This is a genomic window from Ruegeria sp. C11, from assembly GCF_056537725.1.
In genome coordinates, this window is the sequence record NZ_JBQFSB010000011.1 from 12,491 (window position 1) to 34,806 (window position 22,316).

Below are 22,316 nucleotides of genomic sequence, written 5' to 3' on the forward strand. Positions count from 1 at the left end.
GTCGTTGGGGATCAAGCCTTGTACTTGATCCACGTGGTCTTCAAAGCAGTATACTTTTCAAGCGAGTGCAATGACAAATCCCGCCCAAAGCCCGACTGTTTCATACCGCCGAATGGTGTTTGCGCAGACAGGGCATCGACGGTGTTGACCGAGACAGTACCCACCATCAGCTTGTCCGACACCCGGCAGGCACGGCTGAGGTTGTCTGTCCAGACCGAGGCCGCCAGACCGTAGATCGAGTCATTTGCCATTGCGATTGCCTCATCCTCGCTGTCGAACGGGATGACCGACAGGACGGGGCCGAAAATCTCATCGCGTGCCAGCGGGTTGTCGTGGCTGACGTCGTCAAAAATGGTCGGTTGGACAAAGCAACCTTTGCCGTCGATCGTGACACGCTCACCACCAGCAACCAGATTTGCCGACTTCTTGCCTTCTTCGATGAATCGCATGATGCCCTGCGTCTGCTTTTCGTCAACGATGGCACCCATTTTCGAAGCAGGGTCCAGCGGGTCGCCCGGCTGGGTGCCCCGCGCGCGGGCAATCAGCTTTTCAACGAATGCGTCCTTGATCGAGCGTTCGACATAGAGCCGTGAGTTGGCCGAGCAGACCTCGCCCTGATTGAAGAAGATACCAAAGGCAGCCATATCGGCGGCGGCGTCCAGATCCTCGCAATCGGCAAAGACCAAGTTGGGACTTTTACCACCGGTTTCCGGCCAAACTTGCTTCAGGTTCGACTGGCCCGAATACTGCATGAACATCTTGCCGATGCCAGTCGAGCCGGTGAAGGCCAGACAATCAACATCCATATGCAGACCCAGAGCCTTACCCGCTGTTACGCCAAAGCCCGGCACCACGTTGAAGACACCGTCAGGGAGTCCGGCCTCAACTGCCAGTTCTGCCAAGCGCAGCGCCGATAGGGGCGATTGTTCGGCTGGTTTCAACACGACCGAATTGCCAGCGGCCAACGCCGCGGCGGCCTTCCAGGTGGCCATGTCCAATGGAAAATTCCACGGTGTCACCGCACCGACAACGCCCAAGGGCACACGCTTGACCAGCGCCAAATCACCGGGTCCGGTGGGGGCGACCTCGTCAAACACCTTGTCGATGGATTCCGCATACCACTGGAAGAAATGCGCTGAGCCGGGCGCATCTACAGTGACCGCATCCGTCACCAGTTTGCCCATATCAAGACTGTCCAGCAGCGCCATCTCTTCAAGGTTTTCGCGGATCAGGTCAGCCAGTTTCAGCATCACTGCCTTGCGGTCACCCGGTGCCATGTCCGACCATCGGCCGTCTTCGAACGCAGTACGGGCTGCGGCGACGGCGCGGTTGACGTCTTCCTCGGCGCATTCGGCGACCGTGTTCAGAACCGCACCGGTGGCCGGGTTGATGTTGTCAAAGGTCTTGCCCGATGCGGCATCGACAAACTTGCCATCAATGAACGCCTGACCGCGAAACGACAGGCCGGCGGCACGGCTTTTCCAATCTTCGTGCGAGTAGTCCAACATGGTGTGTCTCCCTGATTATTCGTCGCCGGGGACGCCGTAGGATGGCGCCTCGCGCGGGTCGAGTGCGCGCTGGATGTATGCGTCGAGCTGCGGTTTGTAGATGTCCCAGGCGGTTGCGATGGCCTCAATCGGGCAGTCCTCGGTCCAGTCGCAGCGCAGATCGGCCACGGGCCAGCTGACCATGTCTACGATCTTCATCCCTGCAGAGTGTATGGGGCCTGCTTCGCCCCCTGCGGCCAAGCCGGCACGCATGGCAGCGATCAAGCGGTCCCCGATATGGCCGGAGGCCGACAGGAACCCATCGACAATGGCTTGTGGGATGCCCTCATTATCCAGAAGGTTTCCCCCCGAAGCGACGTTTTCGGCCTGTGCCTGCGTCCAGATGCCGAGGCTGTTGGGGCCGGAGTGAATCGCGGTACGTCCGGCAATATCCACGGCCAGAACCTGACGGTATTCGATGAAATTTGCTTGGGCGGTTATCGCTTCGATGGCCTCAGGCGCAGTTTTACCCGCTTCCATCAGGTCCAGCGTCAGCGGGCCAAGGCTGGGATCGGTCACATTTTGCGATGCCACAGCTCCGACACCGGCGCGGGCAAAGGAACAACGCGCAGCCACGGCAGGCGAGGAAGACGAAATCGCCAGACCGAACATGCCGGTATCAGCGCAACGGGCAACCAGAGAAAATGTCATTCGGCTCTCCTATAAAACACAAATACCGGACCGCGCCGTTGAGGGGAGAAGGGGGCGCGGTCCGGTTGGATTGATCAATTGGATCAATCGGGAATGACAGCAGTACCGTCGATTTCAACCAGCCATTCAGGACGGGCCAGCGCCTGAACGACGAGGCCGGTCGAGCAGGGGTGAACCCCTTTGATATACTCGCCCATGGTGCGATAGACGGCCTCTCGGTGACGTACATCGGTGATATAGACGACGACCTTGACCAGATGCTCCATAGAGCCGCCGGCCTCTTCGATCAGCTGTCTGATATTCTGCATCACTTTGTGGGTTTGTTCGACAGGGTCATGGCTGTCGATATTGACCGCATCGTCCAGATTTTGCGGGCACTGACCACGCAGATAGACGGTCTTGCCGCCCTGCGTGACAACGGCCTGGCACAGATCGTTGTCCAGATTTTGCTCTGGGTAAGTGTCCGAGGTGTTGAACTTGCGTATGCGTGTATGCGCCATTTCTGAATCCTGTCTTCTTATTCCGCTGCGGGGGCGATGATGGCGGCTTCGCCGTCATAGTCGGCATAGGCTCGCTGGATCGCGATCTGATCGGCGATGTACTTGGCGTCATGCCAGACCCCCCAAAGGAAGGTCGAGCCACGGCGCGACTGCCATGGCAGGCCGAGGAAATAAACGTCCGGCTCAACTGACACGCCACGCTGGTGAATTGGCGCGCCCTTGTCGTCGAATGCGTCGGCCTTAATCCAGCTGAAATCCTGACGGAAGCCCGTGGCCCAGATGATAGTGCTGATGCCTTCTTGGGCGAAGTCAATCGAGCTGAGCGGGTTGGCCAGGCTGTCCGGGTCGGCAAAGGCTTCGCGCGCTTCGGGCTCTTCGGGCAGGTTCAGGCCGGTGCGTTCCACATAAGCGTCCGCCAGATCCAGCATCTCATTATAGTTGGCGTCGCCGGCGGCCACATTGCGCTGCAGGTCGTCGGCAAAGCTCAGAACGCCATTTTCAAAGCTCTTAGTCAGACCAGCCAAAGTGACGCCTTCATTGCCTAAACGGCGGAAGTCCATGGTGTGTCCACCATAGGCGCCGCTGACCGAGATGGTCACATGTTCGGTGCCCGGCTTCATTGCGGCCATGTCCCACAGACCCAGAACGCCCAGCCACCAGACAAAATCCCGGCCACGGTAGCGGCGTGGCGGCCGATCATGCGGTCCAACTGATAGGAACACTTTGCGTCCCGCGCGGTTCAGTTCATCCGCGATCTGCGCACCCGAGGAACCGGCACCAACGACCATCACGGCCCCTTCCGCCAGTTGATCGGGGTTCTTGTAGTAGAACGAGTGAATCTGATCGACGCCATCCGTTTCCGGCACAATCGGCGGGATGACCGGATGCTGGAATGCGCCGGTGGCCGCAACGATGCGCTTGGCGTGAATCTCACCGGCCGAGGTTTCGACTTTGAAGCCGCCCTGACCCGGCAGGCGTTCGGCCTTCAGCGCCTCGACACCTTCGCGGATCGGGGCATTTACCATATTGGCATATTCGACCAGATATTCGGCAACCCGGTTCTTTGACACGAACGCATCCGGATCGTCGCCGTTGAACAGCAGACTCGGAAAGCGATCATGCCAGGCGGGGCCGTTGGCAACCAGAGCATCCCAGCGACCTGTGCGCCATGCCTCGGCCGTACGGTTCTTTTCCAGGATGATATGCGGAACATTGTTGTTTCCCAGATGCTCGCTCAGCGCGATTCCGGCTTGTCCGCCGCCAACAACCAGCGTGTCCGTTTTTTCGATGGGCATATGTCGGTTCCCTCTAGTTTTAACTCAATCCGGCCCTGAAGGACGGTAATTTCCTGGCTGTACCGGATCGGGTTTGACAGTTGGTTCCAGTGAAGAACGTTCCTGCAGCCACCAAAAATCGGGGGTCAGCTTACAACCGTTCGGTTGACCCGTGCGCGGACGACGGTCACCTCGGGGTTGCAGCTTTCCGTGCCGGTCCAGCACGCCTTGCGCGTTTCGTGGACAAGGTCCCACAAGTTGGAAATCGGCGAAATTATTGTCTAACTTACCCTTAATTAGGCTTTGACTAATCCGCCGGGATTTAGGCTTTGATTGCTTGCTGTTGGCTTTGGTCAGACAGGTAAGGCGCGATCAGATAAAATAGCTCTCCTTGCGAGGAGATCTGGCATTTCCTGTAAAGCTGCTTGCGGATGACCTTGACTGTTTGCGGGCTGATCCCAAGCGTGAGGCCGATGGAAACTGACGAGTGGCCTTGTAGGATCAATAATGCGATTTCGGCCTGTCTTCCGCTTAGGCCGATGCCGAGCTCCGAGGACAATCGGTGACGCAGCAGATCGACAACATCTTCAGGCATATCTTCGTCTCTGGGTGTGAGTTCCGACCAGTTCTGCCTGACCAGCGCATTTACAACTGGGGCCAACTGCCGGGCCCCATCCAGATCGCGCGCCGAAAACTTTGACCCAGTCGTCGCATCCCGACCCAAACACACAGTAATCGACACGCCTGACGATGGAGACGAGAAGAACGCGATCTCATCGGCCAGCGTGGTGCGTTGATAATAGGACTTGTAGTATTCATTACGTTGAAATTGGTCCGGCGCGATGTCGGTCAGCCGATACATCCCATCCGCCGCCCCATTGACGTGCAGGGAATAGAACGGGTCCAGTAGATAGGCCCCGGTCACATAGTGACTATCCATACGTTCAAAAACGCGCCGTTCAGCGGCATGGGTCAGAAAGACCTCTGGTTGTTGGTTTTTGAAGAACGCGACGATGGTCATGTTGTCGATGCGCAGGCACGCACTCAGCCAAAAGTGCAGCCGATGTGCAAACCCATCGGCACCGATGGACAGGATCGCGTCTGCCAGAAGGTCAGGCCTCGGAGTGTTGCCCATGTTTTTATACCTCCTTGGGGGTATATACCCCTTTAGCATCATTCAAATACAATAATTGGCGAAAATAGGGGGTATATCCAGCGTGAAATGCCCCGTGTTTCTAACAATCGCAACCCGGAAATGGGCAAAACCGCCAGATGCCTAAGGGAGATCCAGCAATGCGCGACCCACGCTATGACATTCTGTTCGAACCGATGAAGATCGGCCCGCTGACTGCCAAGAACCGATTCTATCAGGTGCCCCATTGCAACGGCGGTGGCTATCGCGATCCCTCAGCAGCCGCGGCGATGCGAGGCATCAAGGCCGAGGGTGGCTGGGGCGTGATCTTCACCGAGCAGTGCGAGATGCACCACACTTCGGAAATCACGCCGTTCATCGAGTTGCGCCTGTGGGAAGACAAGGACATCCCGCAGTTGCGCAAAATGTCCGAACGGATGAAGACCCATGGCGCGCTGGCCGGTATCCAGCTGGCCTATTCCGGCATCAATGGCCCTAACCTTTATACCAAGGAGGTGCCGCTGGCGCCTTCAGCTCTGCCGATCCGGACCTTTACCAACGATCCTATTCAGGCCCGTGCGCTGGACAAGCAGGACATCAAAGACCTCCGCCGTTGGTTTGTGAACGCAGCCAAACGATCCAAAGAGGCCGGGTTTGATCTGATTTGCCTTTATGGCGCGCATGGGTTCGGCATCTTCCAACATTTTTTAAGCCGTGCCACAAATCAGCGCAGTGATGAATATGGTGGCTCTCTGGAAAATCGCGCCCGGTTCAGCCAGGAGGTCATCGCCGACATGCGCGACGCCGTAGGCGACTCGATGGCCATTACACTGCGGGTGTCGCTGGACGAGACCATCGGTGAGCTTGGATTCTCGAACGCCGAGGTGCGCGACTATATCGAGATGAACAAGGACCTGCCTGATCTCTGGGATCTGGCGCAGGGCACGTGGGAGGACTGCTCGGGCCCGTCGCGCTTCAAGGAAGAGGCGGCACAGGAACAGTTGGTGCGTGGCATCCATGAACTGACTGATAAACCCATCGTCGGGGTAGGTCGGTTCACCTCGCCTGACGTGATGGCCAAGATGGTCAAGTCCGGTACGTTGGACTTCATCGGCTGTGCCCGCCCGTCGATTGCCGACCCATTCCTGCCGAAGAAGATTGAAGAAGGCCGGATTGACGACATCCGTGAATGCATTGGTTGCAACATCTGCATCACCGGCGACATGACTATGTCGATCAGCCGCTGTACGCAGAACCCGACATTCATGGAGGAATGGCGCAAAGGCTGGCACCCCGAGAAGATGAACGAAAAGGGTGACAGCTCGAACGTTCTGATTGTTGGCTCAGGTCCTGCCGGGCTAGAGGCTGCCTGGGCCCTGTGCCGCCGTGGCTACGACGTTGCCGTGGCCGAAGCACGCGACGTGATCGGTGGTCGCGTCACCCGCGAACGCGCCTTGCCGGGGCTCAGCGCCTGGGGACGTGTCGTTGATTATCGCGAATATCAACTGCAACAACGGCCCAATGTCGAAATCTATCGCGAAAGCGAGTTGGACGCCGACAGCATCCTTGAGTTCGGATTCGAGAATATTTGCGTTGCCACCGGTTCGGTCTGGCGCCGCGACGGAGTATCCCGCCAACACGTCGTCCCAATGCCGATCGCAAAGGACGCAAAGGTCTATACCCCGGATGATCTGATGGATGGCTCCATCCCATCGGGCCGCGTGGTGGTTTATGACGATGACCACTATTACATGGGTGGGGTTTTGGCTGAACTTTTGGCCAAGAACGGCGCGCAAGTGACGCTTGTCACCCCTTCCGCCTATGTCAGCGACTGGACGAACAACACGCTGGAGCAAATCGCAATCCATCCACGATTGGTCGAGGCAGGTGTCGAGATTGTCCTCAATCGGGGCATCAACGAACTACACGCGGACCACGTGGTATCGAACTGCACCTACACCGACAGGACATGGAATATCGAGGCAGACGCTGTAGTCATGGTGGCCTCTCGCGCCGGCAATGACCGCATCTTCGAAAACCTGTCGCAACGCAAAGCCGAGTGGGCAGATGCCGGGATCAAATCTGTCAAACTGGTAGGGGATGCAAACGCCCCCGGTCCAATCGCATGGGCAACCTATGCCGGGCATCGCTATGCTCGCGAACTGGACGGCCCCGATATCGGAGATGCTCTGCCTTTCCGTCGGGAGATTACGGAGCTTGCGGTCGACTAACCGGTTCTGTCGCAAACTCTGCTCTCGACTATAGCTCCGACCGCGTGTCTGATTGCACGCGGTCGGATAAGACAGCAGCAACCCATGGCAATGCACGGGAACCAAGCAGTCGTTCGCAATTCAGCTCAAGGGGGCTTTGTCAGATGAGCTGATCAACTGAAGCTCAGCGAATTCAGACAAAGCCAACAACGGGCGCTGTCTGGCTGAAGATCGGGCGTCGCGCTGTGATCGTTCGATGGGCTTCGTTAGTATGGCCCGATTTCAACAGCAGGTTCAGATAAGTCAGTTCCAAAAGGTCGCGCTGCGCGCGGCTGCCGCCAAGACGGGCGTGATCTGCCATAACCGGTGTTAATTGATGCAGCGCCGCAGTCCAATCTTGCCGTGCGATCGCACCCCAAGCTCGTGCCACCGGGCGAACAAGATCTGCCGCGAAACCCGACTTTGCTTCGGTCAGGACCGCAAGGCGTTCTCCGTCTCCAGCCATGGCATGGGCCAGCGCGCTATGAATATCCGCAAAACTCATGCCCGGGTTTGGAAAAAACCGTGATGCATAATCGCTCAGGTCGCGCCAGAGTTTGGGTGCCACGTCTAAACCGGCAATCTCGGATCGGTACAGAAGTGCAGCAGCATCAGTCAAAACGTTAATAGGTAGCGAGTGGGACACGGTGGGCGCGATAGCGCCGTCGTAAATCGCCCACAGCTCCGCCTCATCTTCCTGCTCCAAAGCCCACAAAGCGCGATGCCAACTCAGGTGGCCATGCAACAATGAGCGGGTATCGTAATCCGCGATCCAGTCGGCAAGGTATGTGCGACCAACATCCCCAGAACCCTGTTCATAAAGCGTGTGTGCTTTGAAATGTGACGCATTCGCATTTGAATTATTCAAGGCGAGCGAGCGATCCATCATGGACATGGCCTCATCAAGCCGTCCAACCTCGCAGAGCGCCTGACCATGCACGCTCATGATCCACCAATCCTCACCCAAGGCATCAAACAGTTTGGTCGTGTAGGCAAGTTGCGCGCTTTCCCGGCCCGGTTCGCCAGATGTCCCGATCAAGCCGAAAATGTTGGTACAGATTTGCGCGACAAGGACATCGCGCGGGTGATGTGCAGCGTGTTTTTGAACTGCGCTTCGTGCTTCGGAAACACGCCCCTGAAGCAGGAGATCGAAGACCGCGAGATGACTCTCCTCTCGTGCGGTCAGCCCAGACGCGCAGGCGCGGGCCGACGCCATCGCCTCTTGAGCGCCAGGCATATCGCTCTCATACATTCGAGCCCGAGCAAGCCCAACGTGACCGAGGGCAAAGTCGGGATCGGCCGTGATGGCTGTGGAAAAGGCATCGCTTGCACCAAACGTTGCTGCAAGGATGTGATCAAGTCCTGTCACATAGGCGTCCCGCGCCTCCGGTAGGCTGGTCGTCAGCGTCAGTCCATATCGATCAGTCAGCATGTCCACACTTCCATTTTCAACCGCAAACCCAGGTGCGAGTGCTCGCAACTGTTCAACGCTAGCACAAAAGTTGAAACCCTGAGCATTCAAATAGATAAACGACTGTAGTGCGCAACAAAGTGGACTTTCGCTGCACAAGCACAAATGTCAGCTGTTTTGTTTGTAACGACCTCGACGAAGAGAAACACAGACAGAAGGCTGAATTCCTCTGAGGGTTTTGAAAATGTAAGTAGTGCCGCCGTCAAACGCGGGCCACGTAGACCGGGCTGGACCAGGCCTGGAACCCGTCTTCGGTATAGGCCGCGATCCAGATCTGGTTATCGCCTTCATTATGCAGATCGATTTCGACCTCATCGATGATATTGCGATCTAACGGAGCATCAGGCAGGCGGAAAAGCTTAATCTCGCGCTCTAGGCCGCCGGCATCCATGCGGATGTCTTCCAGCCCGATATCGGAAAGCGCCGTCATCATGTCACCCAGATTGGTGGTAATCTTCAACTCGCCTTCGTTGCTGTTCACATGTATGTCGAAGCCCATGAAATTACCGGTGGTGATGGTTTTCCAGATCACCTGCCCAGAGTTGCGCTGCTGTAAGAGAGCGTCCGGGTTCCATTTGTTAATCGTTTCAAACCCATCGATCACAGCATCCGACAGGGTCGCCAGACCATTCCAGGTGGTGTTTCGGCCACGGCCGCGATATTCAGCCCCGCTCCAAAGCACGCGGATGCGATTGCCGAGATCGGCCTCGGTATAAGGACGCAGAGTTTTCAGAACCTTTTTACCGTTGCGGATTTCGATCCGTTCGATGCCTTTTGCTGCCCGAACATCCAGTGACAGGCGCGCGGTTTTTGACCGGGTTTCGACGATATCGCCCATCATCACTTCACGCACTTTATGGCGCGGAGTATCAGGATTTCCCGCGGGATTGCGTTCGAACAGCGTGCTGTCCTGATCGAAACTGACCTTCACATCCATCGCCATCCGGCAGCCGGTGGTGGCATAGTGATGGCGGCGACGTTGTGCCTCCATGATGCCATCGCGGGTGTTTTCCGGGGTTATGAAACAGGTCAGCCCGCCATAAGCCCCGAACAGGCTGTCGCCGGGATAGCTGGCGCCGGGACGGCCCTTGTGCCCGTCCGAGTTTGCCACGACGCCTACCCGGCGCCCCAGTTCGAACCCATCGGTCAAAACCCATTCGAACGTACCCCAGGCCGAGTGCATTTCAACTGCGGTTTCGATGTTGGGATCATGATCATAGTGGATATTGGCATAGCGCCCACCCACATGGGCATAGACAACCACGTCCTCATCCGTCCCGCGGAAAGCGCGGAACAGGTCGGTCAGCGTGTGGGCGTCGGTGTCATAATCTGTCTGCCCTTCGATCAGGGCATGACTGCAGCGGCGGATCGGACGACCTTCGGTACGAAAGAATACGTTATGGTCTCCGCCAACGGCCGTGTTACCCGACCATTCATAACCGGGCAGAACGGTAAACCGGCCCGGTTCGTCCCATTCGGCGGTCAGCATATGGAGTTTTTCCCAGAAGGCGTCGTTGATCTGGAAGTCGTTGGCCTGATGGCTTGTAACATCCAGAAACGCCTTGTTGCGGGCAAAGTCGAAATAACTTTCGGCCGTATTGGTGCCAATGGTTTCCCCAGTCTGGCCGTGCAGATCGCCCCAGTAACTGGCCACATCCCCTTTGCGGATCAGTAGCGGACCGGCCTCGGCCACAAGGCTGTCGCCTTCAAAGACTTTGATGCGCAACTCGCCTTCGTCCGAAACATTCAACCCTTCAAGGGTCAGTGTGCGATCCTCTGGCGCAAAGGTCAGGGTATTGGGCAGACCGGCCACCGGCAGATTGGCTTCCAGACGCAGATCGGTGCCTTCGGCCTGCGGGGTCGGGTTGCCCCAGAGGTCTTCGTTTTTCAATCCCAGCGTAAACGCCTCGCCGGGGCGGCGCAGGGTCGGCAGAACCGCTTTCCAATCAAAGGCTGGGCCGGGCACGATCGGCACAAACATCTGTGGGCCCGGCACTTCGATGAAATGGCGGGTGGCCTGCACATCTGCCAGCACCTTGAATTCCCGCCCACCCTCGATAAAGGTCTGGGCCAGCATGCCCGGCGACCCACCTGAGGTGTCGCCGAATATGACGGTGATTTCTTCTCCCTCGCGCAGGAAACCGCCCTTTTGCTGGATCGTGAGGACCTCGAACCACGGTCGCGTGCCGCCGGTTTTAGCGTAGGAAAGGTGCAACTTGCCTTCGCCATTTGATTTCGCGGTCACATAGTTGGGTGCGGTCGGGTCGGTGAATTGCGGCATCCCACTGTCCGAGACCATGCGAAACGCGATTTGGATCGCGCCCAGATCATCGAGGCCCAGACGCCCCACCCTGTAGGTGATCGTTTCGGTGTGAAATCCGCGCACCTCGACCGGTTTGGCCGGGGTCATCGTAGCGGTGCCGTAAAGGGTCGGATCGGGACCCGGCTGAGCCGATGGGGTAAGTGCGCCGACAAGCTCGCGTGCGACAGGGCCATGCGGGTTCGGGTTTTTCATTTTTCTCACACTTTCGTTAAGCGTTTCGATGGGAATTCAATGGGACAGAAGAACAGGGATGGCGCATTGCTCCAGCACGGTTGCCGTTACGCCGCCAAATATGTCTTCGCGGAATTTCGAGTGTTCGTAGGCGCCCATGACCAGCATACCGGCCTGGCGGGTTTCACATTCTTCAAGCAGGGTTTCGGCTACGGATCTGCGTCCGGGTTCGACCTGGTCGTGCTGACAGGTGATCCCGTGACGCTTCAGGACGGTTGTTACATCGATCCCGTCCAGAGGATGGGACAGTTTGCTGTTTTGCACGCTCAGCACGGTAACGCGGCGCTTGGCTTCTAAAAGCGGTATCGCGTCGTTCAGGGCCCGTGTCGCAGCACGATTGCCGTCCCAGGCCAAAAGAGCATGACCGGCGAACCGGGGTTCAGTCCATGTCCGTGGAACGACCAGCACGGGGCGGCCGCTTCTGACGGCGATCCTGTCAGGATGAAAGGCGGCGCGGTTTTCGGCAAAGACGCTGTCGCGACGGCCCACCACAGTCAGATCGTACATCTGCGCATATTCGGAGACGGTGGCGTCTGCTTCCGCGCGGCGCGCGATCCAGTGGGTCTTTTCGGGGTCGGCATCCACGCAAGCGGCCCGAAAGCTGGCTTCGACCTCGTGTACATAATTGCGGTCCAGTTCCAGGATACTTTTACGAATGGACGAGCTCAGCCAGGGCTGTTGCCTCAGATCCACCCGCGAATACATCGCCATCAGACCCGTGACGTGCGCTCCGAAACGGCGTTGCATATTGAGTGCAGCTGAAAGGGCCGCATCCGATGACGGGCTGCCGTTATAGGCCACGAGGATATTTCGCAGGGCCATGGGAAACTCCGTTTATTCCGGTTGTTTTCGCGGGCGCGAAAAGAAAATGATGACGCCTACAGCCAGTGCGATGAAAAAGATCGACGTTGGACTGCGGAACAGAAAGAACGGGTCGCCATCGGTGATTGCAAAGGCCTGCCGGATCGTATCCTCAAGGTTACGCGACAGGATGAAAGCGATCACAAAGGGCAGGATCGGAACCGACAGTTTGCGCATCAGATAGCCCAGAACGCCGAATCCAAGGGCGAACAGCATTGCCGAGAACGCGGTTTCTTGCGCGTAAATTGCCGTCAACGTCAGCAACAGAACAAAGGGCATGAGGATCGGTTTCGGAATGCGCACCATCACACCCACAAGCGACATGAAGCGCGCACCGGTGAACCAGTTCAGCAGATTGGCCAGAACCATGCAGGTAAATAGGCCAAAGGCGATGATCAGCTCGGGATTGACCTCGTTCTCGGTAAAGCGAAAGACGGATGGGCCGGGATTGAAACCACCGATACTGTCGGCCGCGAGGATCAGGAACACAGCGCCAACATTGCCCGGTATGCCCAGCGACAGAACAGGGATCAGATTGGCCCCCGAGACCGAGGAATTGGCAGCTTCGGTCGCCGCGATACCTTCGGGCGTGCCTTCTCCGAAGGGAACTGGGCCTTTGTGCATGCGTTGGCCCGTGGCATATCCAAGCGTCGCCGCAAGGGTCGAACCGATACCCGGTAGGGCACCGACCACCGTTCCGATCACGGCAGAGACACCGATAAAAGGCGCCAGTGCTCGCCGCTCACGCCAACTGAGCCGGTTATCATCGCTGTGAACAGGGTCCGAGACCGGCTGTTGCGCGCGCTTTTCGCGCCACATTTCCTCGAATGAGACAAACAGCTCGCCCAGGATCAGCACGCCCAGAACCGCAGTGATCAGCGGTATGCCGTTGGACAGGGCATCCAACCCCATTGACAGGCGGGGATAGCTGTCTTCGCCTGTTCCGATAGAGGCAATCAGCAATCCAAGTCCTACCGCCATGACGCCTTTGAGAGGTGCAGCCCCGACAACGGCGGCGACAAACGACAAGGACAGGATGATCAGGGCCGCCTTTTCAGGAAAACCCAGATAGCTTTCCACCGCGATTGCCAGAAACGGCGCGCAAGTGAACAACACCAGATCGGAAAATGTATCCCCCGACGCTGACGAGAAATGCGCGACTTTCAATGCCTTTCCCGATTGGCCTCTGCGGGTCATCGGGTAGCCATCCAACGTTGTCAACAGCGCATCGGGCGTGCCAGGCGTGTTGAACAGGATGGCGGGTACTGCCCCCCCGACCGTTGCCCCTTTCATGACCCCCACCAGAAAGCCAAACACCGGGAGCAGCGCTTCCTGGCCAAAGCCGAAACTTGACAGCAGAATGGGCAGCGACACAGCCATCAGGAACGGACCGCTCAGCCCCGGTGTGGCCCCGGCAACGATGCCCGCGAAGAACCCGAAGACTATCATCAGCAGCGTGACCGATATCGAAATACCAAGAACGGTTAACGCTTCGGGCCCCTGAAACACGGCCAGCACACCAGCCCAGACATAGTCGAATGCCGACATTACCAATCTCCGTTCGGGGGCAGAAGGATACTGTCGAACGGCAGGTCGAGCAGAACGATCAGGAAGGTCGTCGCCAAAGCCGAAGCAATCGGAGTACGCGGGCGAAGCCGCCCTTCGATGATCGAAATCAATCCGGTCAGCATCATCGTGCCGCCAAGGAAAAACCCGGTATACTTGAACGGGATATGCCCTCGAAGGCCGCGATACCCGTTTTCGTTCCAGAAAGACAAAAGCGGCCCGGCCCAGAACATGACAAGCAAAGACGCGGCGATCACCGTCAGGAATATCCCCATTAGCATCAGATCCGACCGTGAAAGAGGTGCAGATTTGAATGCGTCAGATGGCGTTGAGCGGCGCAACAGAACCGCGATCAGTTGCAGAAGGGCACAAATCGCAATGGCTGCGGCGGCCAGCACCGGCAGAAATGCGTCACCAATAATGGTCTGACGGCGAAAGGTCTCGATCATTCCGGTATCGACATCCCAAGGGATCCAGATACCCAACGCGGCCAGACCGAAGCACAGGGCAAACAGTGCGAACGCAATCTCAGTCTGATGAGGTGTCATGAGAGCCCTCCGGGTAATGGACACAGAGACCGCGAGAGGGCGCTGCAGCCCTTCCGCAATCCCGGGAGATATTACTCGGAAGTGACTTCCAGCAGAGCGGCATCGTCCGCCGCTTTCTGGGTCAGATAGGCGTCCAGTTCTTCGCCGGTGATGGCCTGAACACCAGCAAACGCTTTAGTGATAAAGGCGTTGGCCTCGGTGTTTTCGTCGGTGACAATCTCGACAATGGCGTTGGTCAGCGCCTCTTTGGCCTCGGCGGGGATACCTTTGGGCGCAACGAAGATGAATTTGGAGCCGAAGGAGTACGGCACACCGAATTCCTTCAGAAGCGGCGCATCAGGAGATGCCACCAGCGCCTCATCTTCTCCCGACACAAGGTTGACCAGTTCGCCGCTGGCCACCAGCTTGTTCTGCGGACCCGCGCCCCAGGCGATGTCCAGATCATCGGCCATCACACCGTTCATGCTGCCCTTACCTCCCTTGACCATCACGGTCTTGAGGTCGGCTCCGGTTTCCTTTGACAGCAGATAGATCGCGTCTGCGACCCGCGGGCTGAACGCTCCGACCGAAATGTCCTCACCGGCTTCTGCGGCCGCGATCACGTCATGCAGGGTGTTCCATCCGCGGTCGGCCTTTGCAAACAGGGCCATCTGGGTGCCTGCCGTGGTGGTCAGCGCCTCGAAATCTTCAAGTGTATATCCCGCATCCCGCGTGGCAAAGGGTGAATAAGTCAGTGCTTCGGAGACAGTCATGCCGATGGTCATGCCATCGGCGGGATCATTCACATGTTCCCGCAGCATCACGGCGCCACCTTTGCCGGCTATGTTTTGCGGGATGATCTCCCAGCCGTGGCGCTTGTTTAGTTCCGTAGCGATCAGGCGGGCCTGGGTATCTGTACCTCCGCCAGCGCGGAACGAAATTTTTAACGTGATCGGCCCGGATGGTTTCCAATCTTCCGCCAGTGCAGCGGTGGTTCCTGTCAAGGCTGTTACGGCCAACAGGGTTGCAGTGGCAACTGCTTTGAACATGTCTTCCTCCCTTATGAACACCTTCCGGTTCATTCAGGAGTCATTCTGTCTGCTGAAATGATGATATGTCAACAATAATTATTCAAATGATCAATATGTCATCGCTCGTTGACCTCCATCTCGGACGCCGAGATTGTTTCCAGGGCGGCGTTAAACCCCCGTAACGCCTCTTCCCCAATGGCTTTTTCAAGCTCGGCCCGGCGCTCAAGGAATCTTGGCGCAAGCCGGGCAATCAGCGCCGCCCCGTCTTCGGTCATGTGGATCAGTTTCTTGCGCTTGTGAGTCGGGTCCGCATGAAAATCGACGAATCCTTGCTCGACCAACGTCGCGACCATGCGGCTGATAAGGGCACGGTCCACCAGAATACGGCGGCTCAGCTCGGACACGGTAATCTCTTCGAAAATACTGACGACGCGCAGGATGCGGTAGCCTGTCAACGTCAGGGGGGTGCCTTCGATCAACCGCAGTGTCTGCTGTTCGAGTACCTTGTTGGCGATGGCGACCCGATAGGTGAGGTTGCTCTCCAGCTCCCGTGTCTTTCTCAGCTCTGTTTCAAGCTGTTTTTCACGTATCGACATAGCGATCATCCTTTGTTGACTTATCATCATAAGTAGAAGATTCCATGCCCGGGAAACAAGCCCGTCGGGTACATTAAGCATATTGACGGCTTAACGCTTTCGAGGGTGGTTCTTAGTATTGCCACCTGTACCAATCTCAGATTTCGGGAAGGTGCTGAGCCAACTGCTTGCCGGGGCTTTTTGGTGAAGTTTGCGGAAATCCGCGGGAACAAACGCCAAATCTCTTATTCTCGTCACTAAAGCCAAAAGTTTGCGACATATCCAAGCTTGGTTGTCAGGAAAAAATATTCCATTAATAGGATTGTCGACAATCAGACAATACTATGATAATGAGCTCCCACGGGAGAGCCGAGAGCCCCTTGGCCTCAGCAAACTGACCCAACGTGGAGGATAAGCATGACAACCAATTCAACCCTTGGCGCCAAGTTGCGCAATCGGGCGACAGCGCTGACCGTTGCAGCTGGCTTGGTGGTTCCTGGAGCAGCCGTTGCCGAAGAGACCTTTCTGACAATCGGCACCGCAGGCGTAACAGGCATTTATTATGCGGTTGGCGGAGGTATCTGCCGGTTGGTCAACAAGGACCGCAAGGAACACGGTATCCGCTGTTCGGTCGAAAGCACCGGCGGATCAGTTTACAACCTGAAAACCATTCGCTCAGGCGAGTTGGAGATGGGGACCGTTCAGTCGGACTGGCAGTTCCACGCCTACAACGGTACCAGCGTGTTCGAAGAGGCTGGGCCGCATGAAGATTTGCGTGCTGTCTTCTCGTTGCACCCCGACACTGTCATTGTTGCCGCGCGCACGGATACCGGCATCGAAACGCTTGATGATCTGAAGGGTAAAACCGTTAACCTCGGCAATCCGGGTTCGGGTACACGCGCTACAGCAGACGTTCTGGTGGACGCTCTCGGTTGGAGCCATGATGATTTTGCTCTGGTGACCGAGTTGAAATCGGCCGAGCAGTCCGCCGCACTGTGTGACGGCAATATTGACGCTTTCCTGATGGTCGCGGGCAACCCGGTTGCCAACGTTTTGGAGGCGGCAACGACCTGCAACATCAATATCATTCCCGTCACCGGAGATGCCGTGGATGAGCTGGTCGAAAGCAAGTCGTTCCTGGGTCACGTGACCATTCCTGGCGGCCTGTATCGGGGTGTCGATGAAGGCGTTCCAACCTATGGCCTGTCGGCTACCTTTGTAACCCGCGCAGATGTTGACGATGAGGTTGTTTACCAGATGGTGAAAGCCGTGTTCGACAATTTCGATACCTTCAAGGCAATGCACCCCTCGTTCGCCAATCTGGACAAAGAGCTGATGGTCTCTCAGGGGCTGACCGCACCGCTGCATCCGGGCGCCGAGCGCTACTACCGTGAAGTTGGTTTGATCAAATAAATGCCGCGCAAAAGGGCATTTATGCCCTTTCGCACTTGGGGCGCTCTCTCCTTGGCGCCCCAAAGGAAAGTCCTCCTTCGGGTGGGCTTTCATCCCAGTCACAAATGCGAGCAACGAACCCATGTCTGATGCAATTCACAGCCATTCCACCCATGACGCAGAAGAAGATGCGCGGAACCAGGATATCAAAATCTATGTGAATGGTGAGATTGTTCACCGGGATGAAGCCAAAGTCTCGGTTTATGACTCCGGGTTTATGCTGGGGGATGGCATGTGGGAAGGCATGCGGCTGTATAATGGGAAATGGGCTTTCTTCGATGAGCACATGGATCGCCTCTACAATAGCTGCAAATCCGTATCTATCGACATAGGCCTAAGCAAAGAAGAACTGTTGGACGCCATGAACCGCACGGCGGCGGCCAATGGCATGACAAGCGATGCTCATTGCCGCCTCATGATTACTCGGGGCCGCAAGGCGAAACCTTTCCAGCATCCGGGATTATCACGGTTTGGTTCTACAGTCGTAATCATTGCCGAGCACTCCAAGCCGAAATCCAGCTTGCATAGCGCTGGCATTCGTCTGGCAACAGTACCTCAAGTGCGCGGCCTGCCGATGAGTCAGGATGCAAAGTTCAATAGTCATTCGAAGCTGAACTGCGTTATCGCTTGCTTGCAGGCCGAACAGGCGGGCGCAGACGAAGCGTTAATGCTGGATCCGCATGGATTTGTGAACACCACTAACGCCTGCAATTTCTTCATCGTGCGCCGTGGTGAGGTTTGGACCTCGACCGGGGATTATTGCATGAACGGTGTCACTCGGCAGAAAGTCATTGATTTGTGCCGTCAGGACGGAATCCCGATCTTTGAAAGGAACTACTCCCTTTATGAAGCTTACGGCGCAGACGAAGCCTTTCTGACCGGCACTTTCGGTGCGCAAACCCCAGTTGCCTCAATCGACGGGAAACCCATCGGGACAGGAGACAGGCCAATCATGGCCCGGTTGCAGCAGCTCTACAAACAGCTGGTCGCACAAAACACACGAGGCTGAGGCCGATCATGCTGGACAAGATCGAAACACTGCTGCTGGTAGGCTGCGGAAGAATGGGTGGCGCCCTGCTGAGAGGGTGGCTTGAAGCTGGTCTGAAACCCGCACAGGTCAGCGTAATTGACCCACATCCTGCTGATTGGTTGCTTGCACTGCAAGGGCAGGGCATCTCGATCAACGTTCAGCCTCTGACCGCCCCCGACGTCGTCGTGATCGCGACCAAACCGCAGATGATGCAAGTGGCCGTCCCCGGCCTGAGAAAATTTGGCAATGGCCAAACCCTGTTCCTGTCAATTGCCGCAGGAACCTTGATTGACAGCTTTGAAAACATGCTGGGGGCGGCAACTCCGATCGTTCGTGCCATGCCCAATACTCCGGCAGCCATAGGGCATGGCGTCAGTGGCATTGTCGGCAACGCGGCCGCCGATGATCAGATGCCGTTGGCCGTTGCATTGATGCAGGCTGCGGGACACGTTGTTGAACTGGAAACCGAAGATCAGATGCACGCGGTCACCGCATTGTCCGGATCTGGACCGGCTTATGTGTTTGCGATGACCGAAGCGCTCATCGCGGCGGGACAGTCTGTTGGGCTCACAGCCAAGATGGCGCAGGAACTCGCCGTCGCGATGGTCGCCGGTTCCGGCCAACTGATTGTCCAAAGCAAAGAAGATCCTGCTGAGCTTCGGCGTCAGGTGACCTCGCCCAATGGAACCACCGCAGCTGGTTTGGCCGAACTGCAATCCCCGCAAAACGGAATTGATGCCCTGATTAAGGAAACCGTTCAGGCAGCGCACGATCGGTCGATTGAATTGGCCCAAGGGACATAACGGTTCCCCAAACTGCAACAGGTATGCACCTGCAGGAGAGCGTAATATGATCAAAGACACCTCCGAAACGCACCAGTATACCGAGGATGAGCTGCAAGAGCTTGTCGCTTCTTCCGATGCCGGAGCGCGCAATCCCGCTGGCGCAGTCGGCATCGTCATGGCCGTAACGGCCATTGTGTGGTCTCTTTTTCAAGTTGTTCTGGCGTCTCCACTGGTGAACCACCTGCTACCGGCGGATGTCATTAACAATTCACGTCAATTCCACCTGATGTTTGCAATCTTTCTGGCTTTTCTGGCCTATCCTGCATTTAAGTCCAGCCCGCGCGACCATGTCCCGTACATCGATTGGGCACTGGCGTTGGCCGGATCCTTTGCCGCGATTTATGGATTTATCTTCTATGACAAGATTGTCCGCGCCGGAGGCATTGCTGATGACGTAGACAAATGGGTGGCTCTGGGCGGTCTGCTGTTGCTGTTCGAAGCGGCACGTCGCGCGCTTGGCCCCGCAATGGCTATCATCGCCTGCATCTTCCTAGCTTATATCTTCTTTGGCTCTTCCGAATACGTGCCCGAGGTCATCCGCTGGAAAGGCGCGTCGCTGACCAAGGCCATGAGCCACCTCTGGACCACATCCGAAGGTGTTTTCGGTCTGCCGCTGAGCGTGTCGACAAAGTTCGTCTTCCTGTTCGTCCTATTCGGTGCCCTTTTGGAGAAAGCCGGAGCGGGGAACTATTTCATCCAACTGGCCTTTGGCGCGCTTGGCCATCTGCGCGGCGGCCCGGCCAAGGCGGCCGTTGTCGGTTCTGCCGCGACCGGGCTGATCTCTGGTTCATCCATTGCCAACGTTGTGACCACCGGTACTTTCACCATCCCGCTGATGAAACGGGTAGGCTTCACCTCGGAACAGGCCGGATCGGTCGAAGTCGCTTCGTCCGTCAACGGCCAGATCATGCCTCCTGTGATGGGCGCTGCGGCATTTCTTATGGTGGAGTATGTGGGTATTCCCTATGTACAGGTCATCACGCATGCCTTTGTACCTGCAGCCATTTCCTATGTTGCGCTGGTCTACATCGTTCACCTAGAAGCCGTAAAACGCAACATGCCGACACTGGGTGACCGGGCTTTATCCCTGGCCAGCACGATCGGGGGAATGTTTGCGTTTTTTGCAGGCTTCGCCCTGCTTTGCTATGCAATGAAATACCCGGTTCTTTGGGTGACATCTCTCGTTCCCGAAGGCGCTGGCTGGGTTTTGGCTGCCCTGTTGGGCCTGGCCTATCTGGGCCTGCTGGCCATTGCAGCGCGTCATGACGATCTGGAACCGGACGACCCGAACGCCAAAGAGGTTCACCTGCCCGTGGTGTCGGAAATCTACAAAAGCGGGCTGTACTTTCTGCTGCCGATCATCGTGCTGGTCTATTTTCTGATGATCGAGCAGAAATCTCCGGGCTTGTCGGCCTTTTGGGCCACGATGCTCCTGTTCGTCATTCTGTTTACACAGAGACCGCTCAAGGCTTTGCTACGTGGTCAGACCAATTATGCCGAACAGATTCAGAGCGGCGTTCGCGATGTCATCGCGGGTCTGATTGACGGTGCGCGGAATATGATCGGGATCGGCCTGGCGACGGCAACGGCGGGGGTCATTGTCGGAACAGTGACTCTGACCGGGGTTGGCCAAGTTATGGCGGATCTGGTGGAGTTCCTTTCGGGTGGAAACCTGATTGCCATGCTGGCCTTGGTCGGCTTTCTGTCCCTGTTTCTTGGCATGGGCTTGCCAACCACAGCAAACTACATCGTCGTCAGCTCGCTTTTAGCGGCCGTCGTGGTTGAACTGGGCGCGCAAGCCGGGTTGGTTGTTCCGCTGATCGCGGTTCATCTGTTCGTCTTTTACTTTGGCATCATGGCCGACGTGACACCGCCCGTGGGATTGGCCAGCTTTGCCGCCGCTGCAGTTTCCGGGGGCGACGCCATCAAGACTGGATTCATAGCGTTTTTCTATTCGCTACGCACTGTGGCGCTGCCGTTCGTGTTTATATTCAACACGGATCTGCTGCTGATTGATGTGACGGTCTGGCAAGGCGTTTTCATCTTCATCATAGCTTCAATCGCAATTCTGGTGTTCACCGCAGGCACAATGGGGTGGTTCGTCACGCGTAGCCGGATTTATGAAAGTGCTGCGCTGGTTTTGATCGCCTTTGCACTGTTCCGCCCGGATTTCTTCCAGGACCGTATTCAGCCCCCGTATATTCAAAACGAAGCCTCAGCACTGGAAGCATTGCTGGATGCAGCTTCAGAGGGCGATGAAATTCGCGTTGCGGTGAACGGCCCGGATTTTGATACCCTCGAGCTCAAGGACCTGACACTCAAGATTGACGTGCCTGCCGGTGCTTCTGGAGCTGAGCGACTGGGTAAACTTGGGTTGCTTCTAGTGTCTGACGGGGACACGACCATATTAGAAGAGCCTTTTGGCGGCACGCCTTTTTTCGGACCGCTTTCTAAGTTCGATTTCTATGCAGACGATCCGGTTGAGGTCAAAATGGTTCTAACCACTGCGGATAGAATGCCGAAAGAGCTGATCTACATTCCAGCGCTTCTGTTGTTGGGTCTGATTGCATTTCTGCAGAACAACCGTGCAGATCGGCAAGAGGTGGTGGCATGACAAAACGTATTCTCTGTGCAATTGATGTGTCTCAGGCGGACCACGATCTAGCTGTTCTAACCGAAGCGGTTTCATTGGCCCGGTCAAATGATGCGCATCTGGACGTTTTGTCAGTTCTGCCCGACTACGGCACAAGTTTTGTGGGAAGCTTCTTCAAAGACAACCATCATGCCCAAATCAAACAGTCGGCGCGGAAGCAGCTGGATGAAATGGTAGAGGGTGCTATTGGGGAAGACTCCGATCTGTTGATCCGGAAAGTGATCGCCACGGGTTCGACTTACGAGGAAATCCTGAAAACAGCTGAGACAACGGGGTGCGGGTTGATCGTCATCGGCGCGCATAAGCCTAACTATCAAGACTATTTATTGGGCCCCAATGCGGCTCGTGTTGTCCGGCATGCGCCATGTTCGGTATACGTTGTCCGGTAGGTAATCGGT

General features: G+C 56.8%; 18 protein-coding genes. 6 read left to right on the forward strand and 12 right to left on the reverse strand.

Going from position 1 to position 22,316, the window contains the following annotated elements; translation table 11 throughout:
- Positions 1 to 11 precede the first annotated feature (11 nt).
- The 5 genes from ACR0NA_RS17890 to ACR0NA_RS17910 form a co-directional block, all read right to left on the reverse strand.
- Positions 12 to 1,508, reverse strand: coding sequence for an aldehyde dehydrogenase (locus ACR0NA_RS17890; protein WP_480731245.1), 1,497 nt, complete (start codon positions 1,506 to 1,508; stop codon positions 12 to 14).
- A gap of 15 nt (positions 1,509 to 1,523) precedes the next feature.
- A complete protein-coding gene (locus tag ACR0NA_RS17895; protein WP_480731247.1) occupies positions 1,524 to 2,198 on the reverse strand; it encodes a DUF1028 domain-containing protein in 675 nt (224 codons plus the stop codon).
- An 83-nt stretch (positions 2,199 to 2,281) separates the two neighbouring features.
- Positions 2,282 to 2,698, reverse strand: coding sequence for a RidA family protein (locus ACR0NA_RS17900; RefSeq protein ID WP_170653182.1), 417 nt, complete (start codon positions 2,696 to 2,698; stop codon positions 2,282 to 2,284).
- 17 nt (positions 2,699 to 2,715) lie between these two features.
- Entirely contained in the window at positions 2,716 to 3,993 is a 1,278-nt protein-coding gene (locus ACR0NA_RS17905) for a flavin-containing monooxygenase (RefSeq protein ID WP_480731249.1), read from the reverse strand.
- Positions 3,994 to 4,294: 301 nt separating this feature from the next.
- Positions 4,295 to 5,107, reverse strand: coding sequence for a helix-turn-helix transcriptional regulator (locus tag ACR0NA_RS17910; protein ID WP_480731252.1), 813 nt, complete (start codon positions 5,105 to 5,107; stop codon positions 4,295 to 4,297).
- A gap of 158 nt (positions 5,108 to 5,265) precedes the next feature.
- Here ACR0NA_RS17910 and ACR0NA_RS17915 point away from each other — a divergent pair, with 158 nt between their 5' ends.
- Positions 5,266 to 7,335 (forward strand): oxidoreductase, encoded by a 2,070-nt coding sequence (locus tag ACR0NA_RS17915; protein WP_480731254.1) that lies wholly within the window; start codon positions 5,266 to 5,268, stop codon positions 7,333 to 7,335.
- A 172-nt stretch (positions 7,336 to 7,507) separates the two neighbouring features.
- Here ACR0NA_RS17915 and ACR0NA_RS17920 read toward each other — a convergent pair whose 3' ends face one another.
- The 7 genes from ACR0NA_RS17920 to ACR0NA_RS17950 all read right to left on the reverse strand — a co-directional run bounded on the left by ACR0NA_RS17920 (position 7,508) and on the right by ACR0NA_RS17950 (position 15,959).
- Positions 7,508 to 8,785, reverse strand: coding sequence for a tetratricopeptide repeat protein (locus ACR0NA_RS17920; protein ID WP_480731256.1), 1,278 nt, complete (start codon positions 8,783 to 8,785; stop codon positions 7,508 to 7,510).
- Positions 8,786 to 9,026: 241 nt separating this feature from the next.
- Positions 9,027 to 11,339: a DUF3604 domain-containing protein gene (locus ACR0NA_RS17925; RefSeq protein ID WP_480731258.1), complete on the reverse strand. Its 2,313-nt coding sequence runs from the start codon at positions 11,337 to 11,339 to the stop codon at positions 9,027 to 9,029.
- Positions 11,340 to 11,375: 36 nt separating this feature from the next.
- Positions 11,376 to 12,200 (reverse strand): universal stress protein, encoded by an 825-nt coding sequence (locus ACR0NA_RS17930; protein WP_480731260.1) that lies wholly within the window; start codon positions 12,198 to 12,200, stop codon positions 11,376 to 11,378.
- A 12-nt stretch (positions 12,201 to 12,212) separates the two neighbouring features.
- Entirely contained in the window at positions 12,213 to 13,787 is a 1,575-nt protein-coding gene (locus ACR0NA_RS17935) for a tripartite tricarboxylate transporter permease (RefSeq protein ID WP_480731264.1), read from the reverse strand.
- Positions 13,787 to 14,353: a hypothetical protein gene (locus ACR0NA_RS17940; RefSeq protein WP_480731266.1), complete on the reverse strand. Its 567-nt coding sequence runs from the start codon at positions 14,351 to 14,353 to the stop codon at positions 13,787 to 13,789. Before ACR0NA_RS17940 ends, ACR0NA_RS17935 begins: the two co-directional genes overlap by 1 nt.
- 71 nt (positions 14,354 to 14,424) lie before the next feature.
- Positions 14,425 to 15,381: a tripartite tricarboxylate transporter substrate-binding protein gene (locus ACR0NA_RS17945; protein ID WP_480731268.1), complete on the reverse strand. Its 957-nt coding sequence runs from the start codon at positions 15,379 to 15,381 to the stop codon at positions 14,425 to 14,427.
- A gap of 98 nt (positions 15,382 to 15,479) precedes the next feature.
- Positions 15,480 to 15,959 (reverse strand): MarR family winged helix-turn-helix transcriptional regulator, encoded by a 480-nt coding sequence (locus ACR0NA_RS17950; protein WP_480731270.1) that lies wholly within the window; start codon positions 15,957 to 15,959, stop codon positions 15,480 to 15,482.
- A 396-nt stretch (positions 15,960 to 16,355) separates the two neighbouring features.
- On the opposite strand from ACR0NA_RS17950, the gene ACR0NA_RS17955 reads away from it, so the two are divergent.
- From ACR0NA_RS17955 to ACR0NA_RS17975, 5 genes are all read left to right on the forward strand, one after another.
- Positions 16,356 to 17,351, forward strand: a complete 996-nt coding sequence (locus tag ACR0NA_RS17955; RefSeq protein ID WP_480731272.1) for a TAXI family TRAP transporter solute-binding subunit — start codon at positions 16,356 to 16,358, stop codon at positions 17,349 to 17,351.
- 121 nt (positions 17,352 to 17,472) lie between these two features.
- A complete protein-coding gene (locus tag ACR0NA_RS17960; protein ID WP_480731275.1) occupies positions 17,473 to 18,399 on the forward strand; it encodes an aminotransferase class IV in 927 nt (308 codons plus the stop codon).
- 8 nt (positions 18,400 to 18,407) lie between these two features.
- Entirely contained in the window at positions 18,408 to 19,223 is an 816-nt protein-coding gene (proC, locus tag ACR0NA_RS17965) for a pyrroline-5-carboxylate reductase (protein ID WP_480731277.1), read from the forward strand.
- 46 nt (positions 19,224 to 19,269) lie between these two features.
- Positions 19,270 to 21,879: a TRAP transporter permease gene (locus ACR0NA_RS17970; protein ID WP_480731279.1), complete on the forward strand. Its 2,610-nt coding sequence runs from the start codon at positions 19,270 to 19,272 to the stop codon at positions 21,877 to 21,879.
- On the forward strand, positions 21,876 to 22,307 hold the full coding sequence (locus ACR0NA_RS17975) for a universal stress protein (RefSeq protein WP_480731281.1): 432 nt from the start codon (positions 21,876 to 21,878) through the stop codon (positions 22,305 to 22,307). The genes ACR0NA_RS17970 and ACR0NA_RS17975 overlap by 4 nt, the downstream gene beginning before the upstream one ends.
- Positions 22,308 to 22,316: the final 9 nt, after the last annotated feature.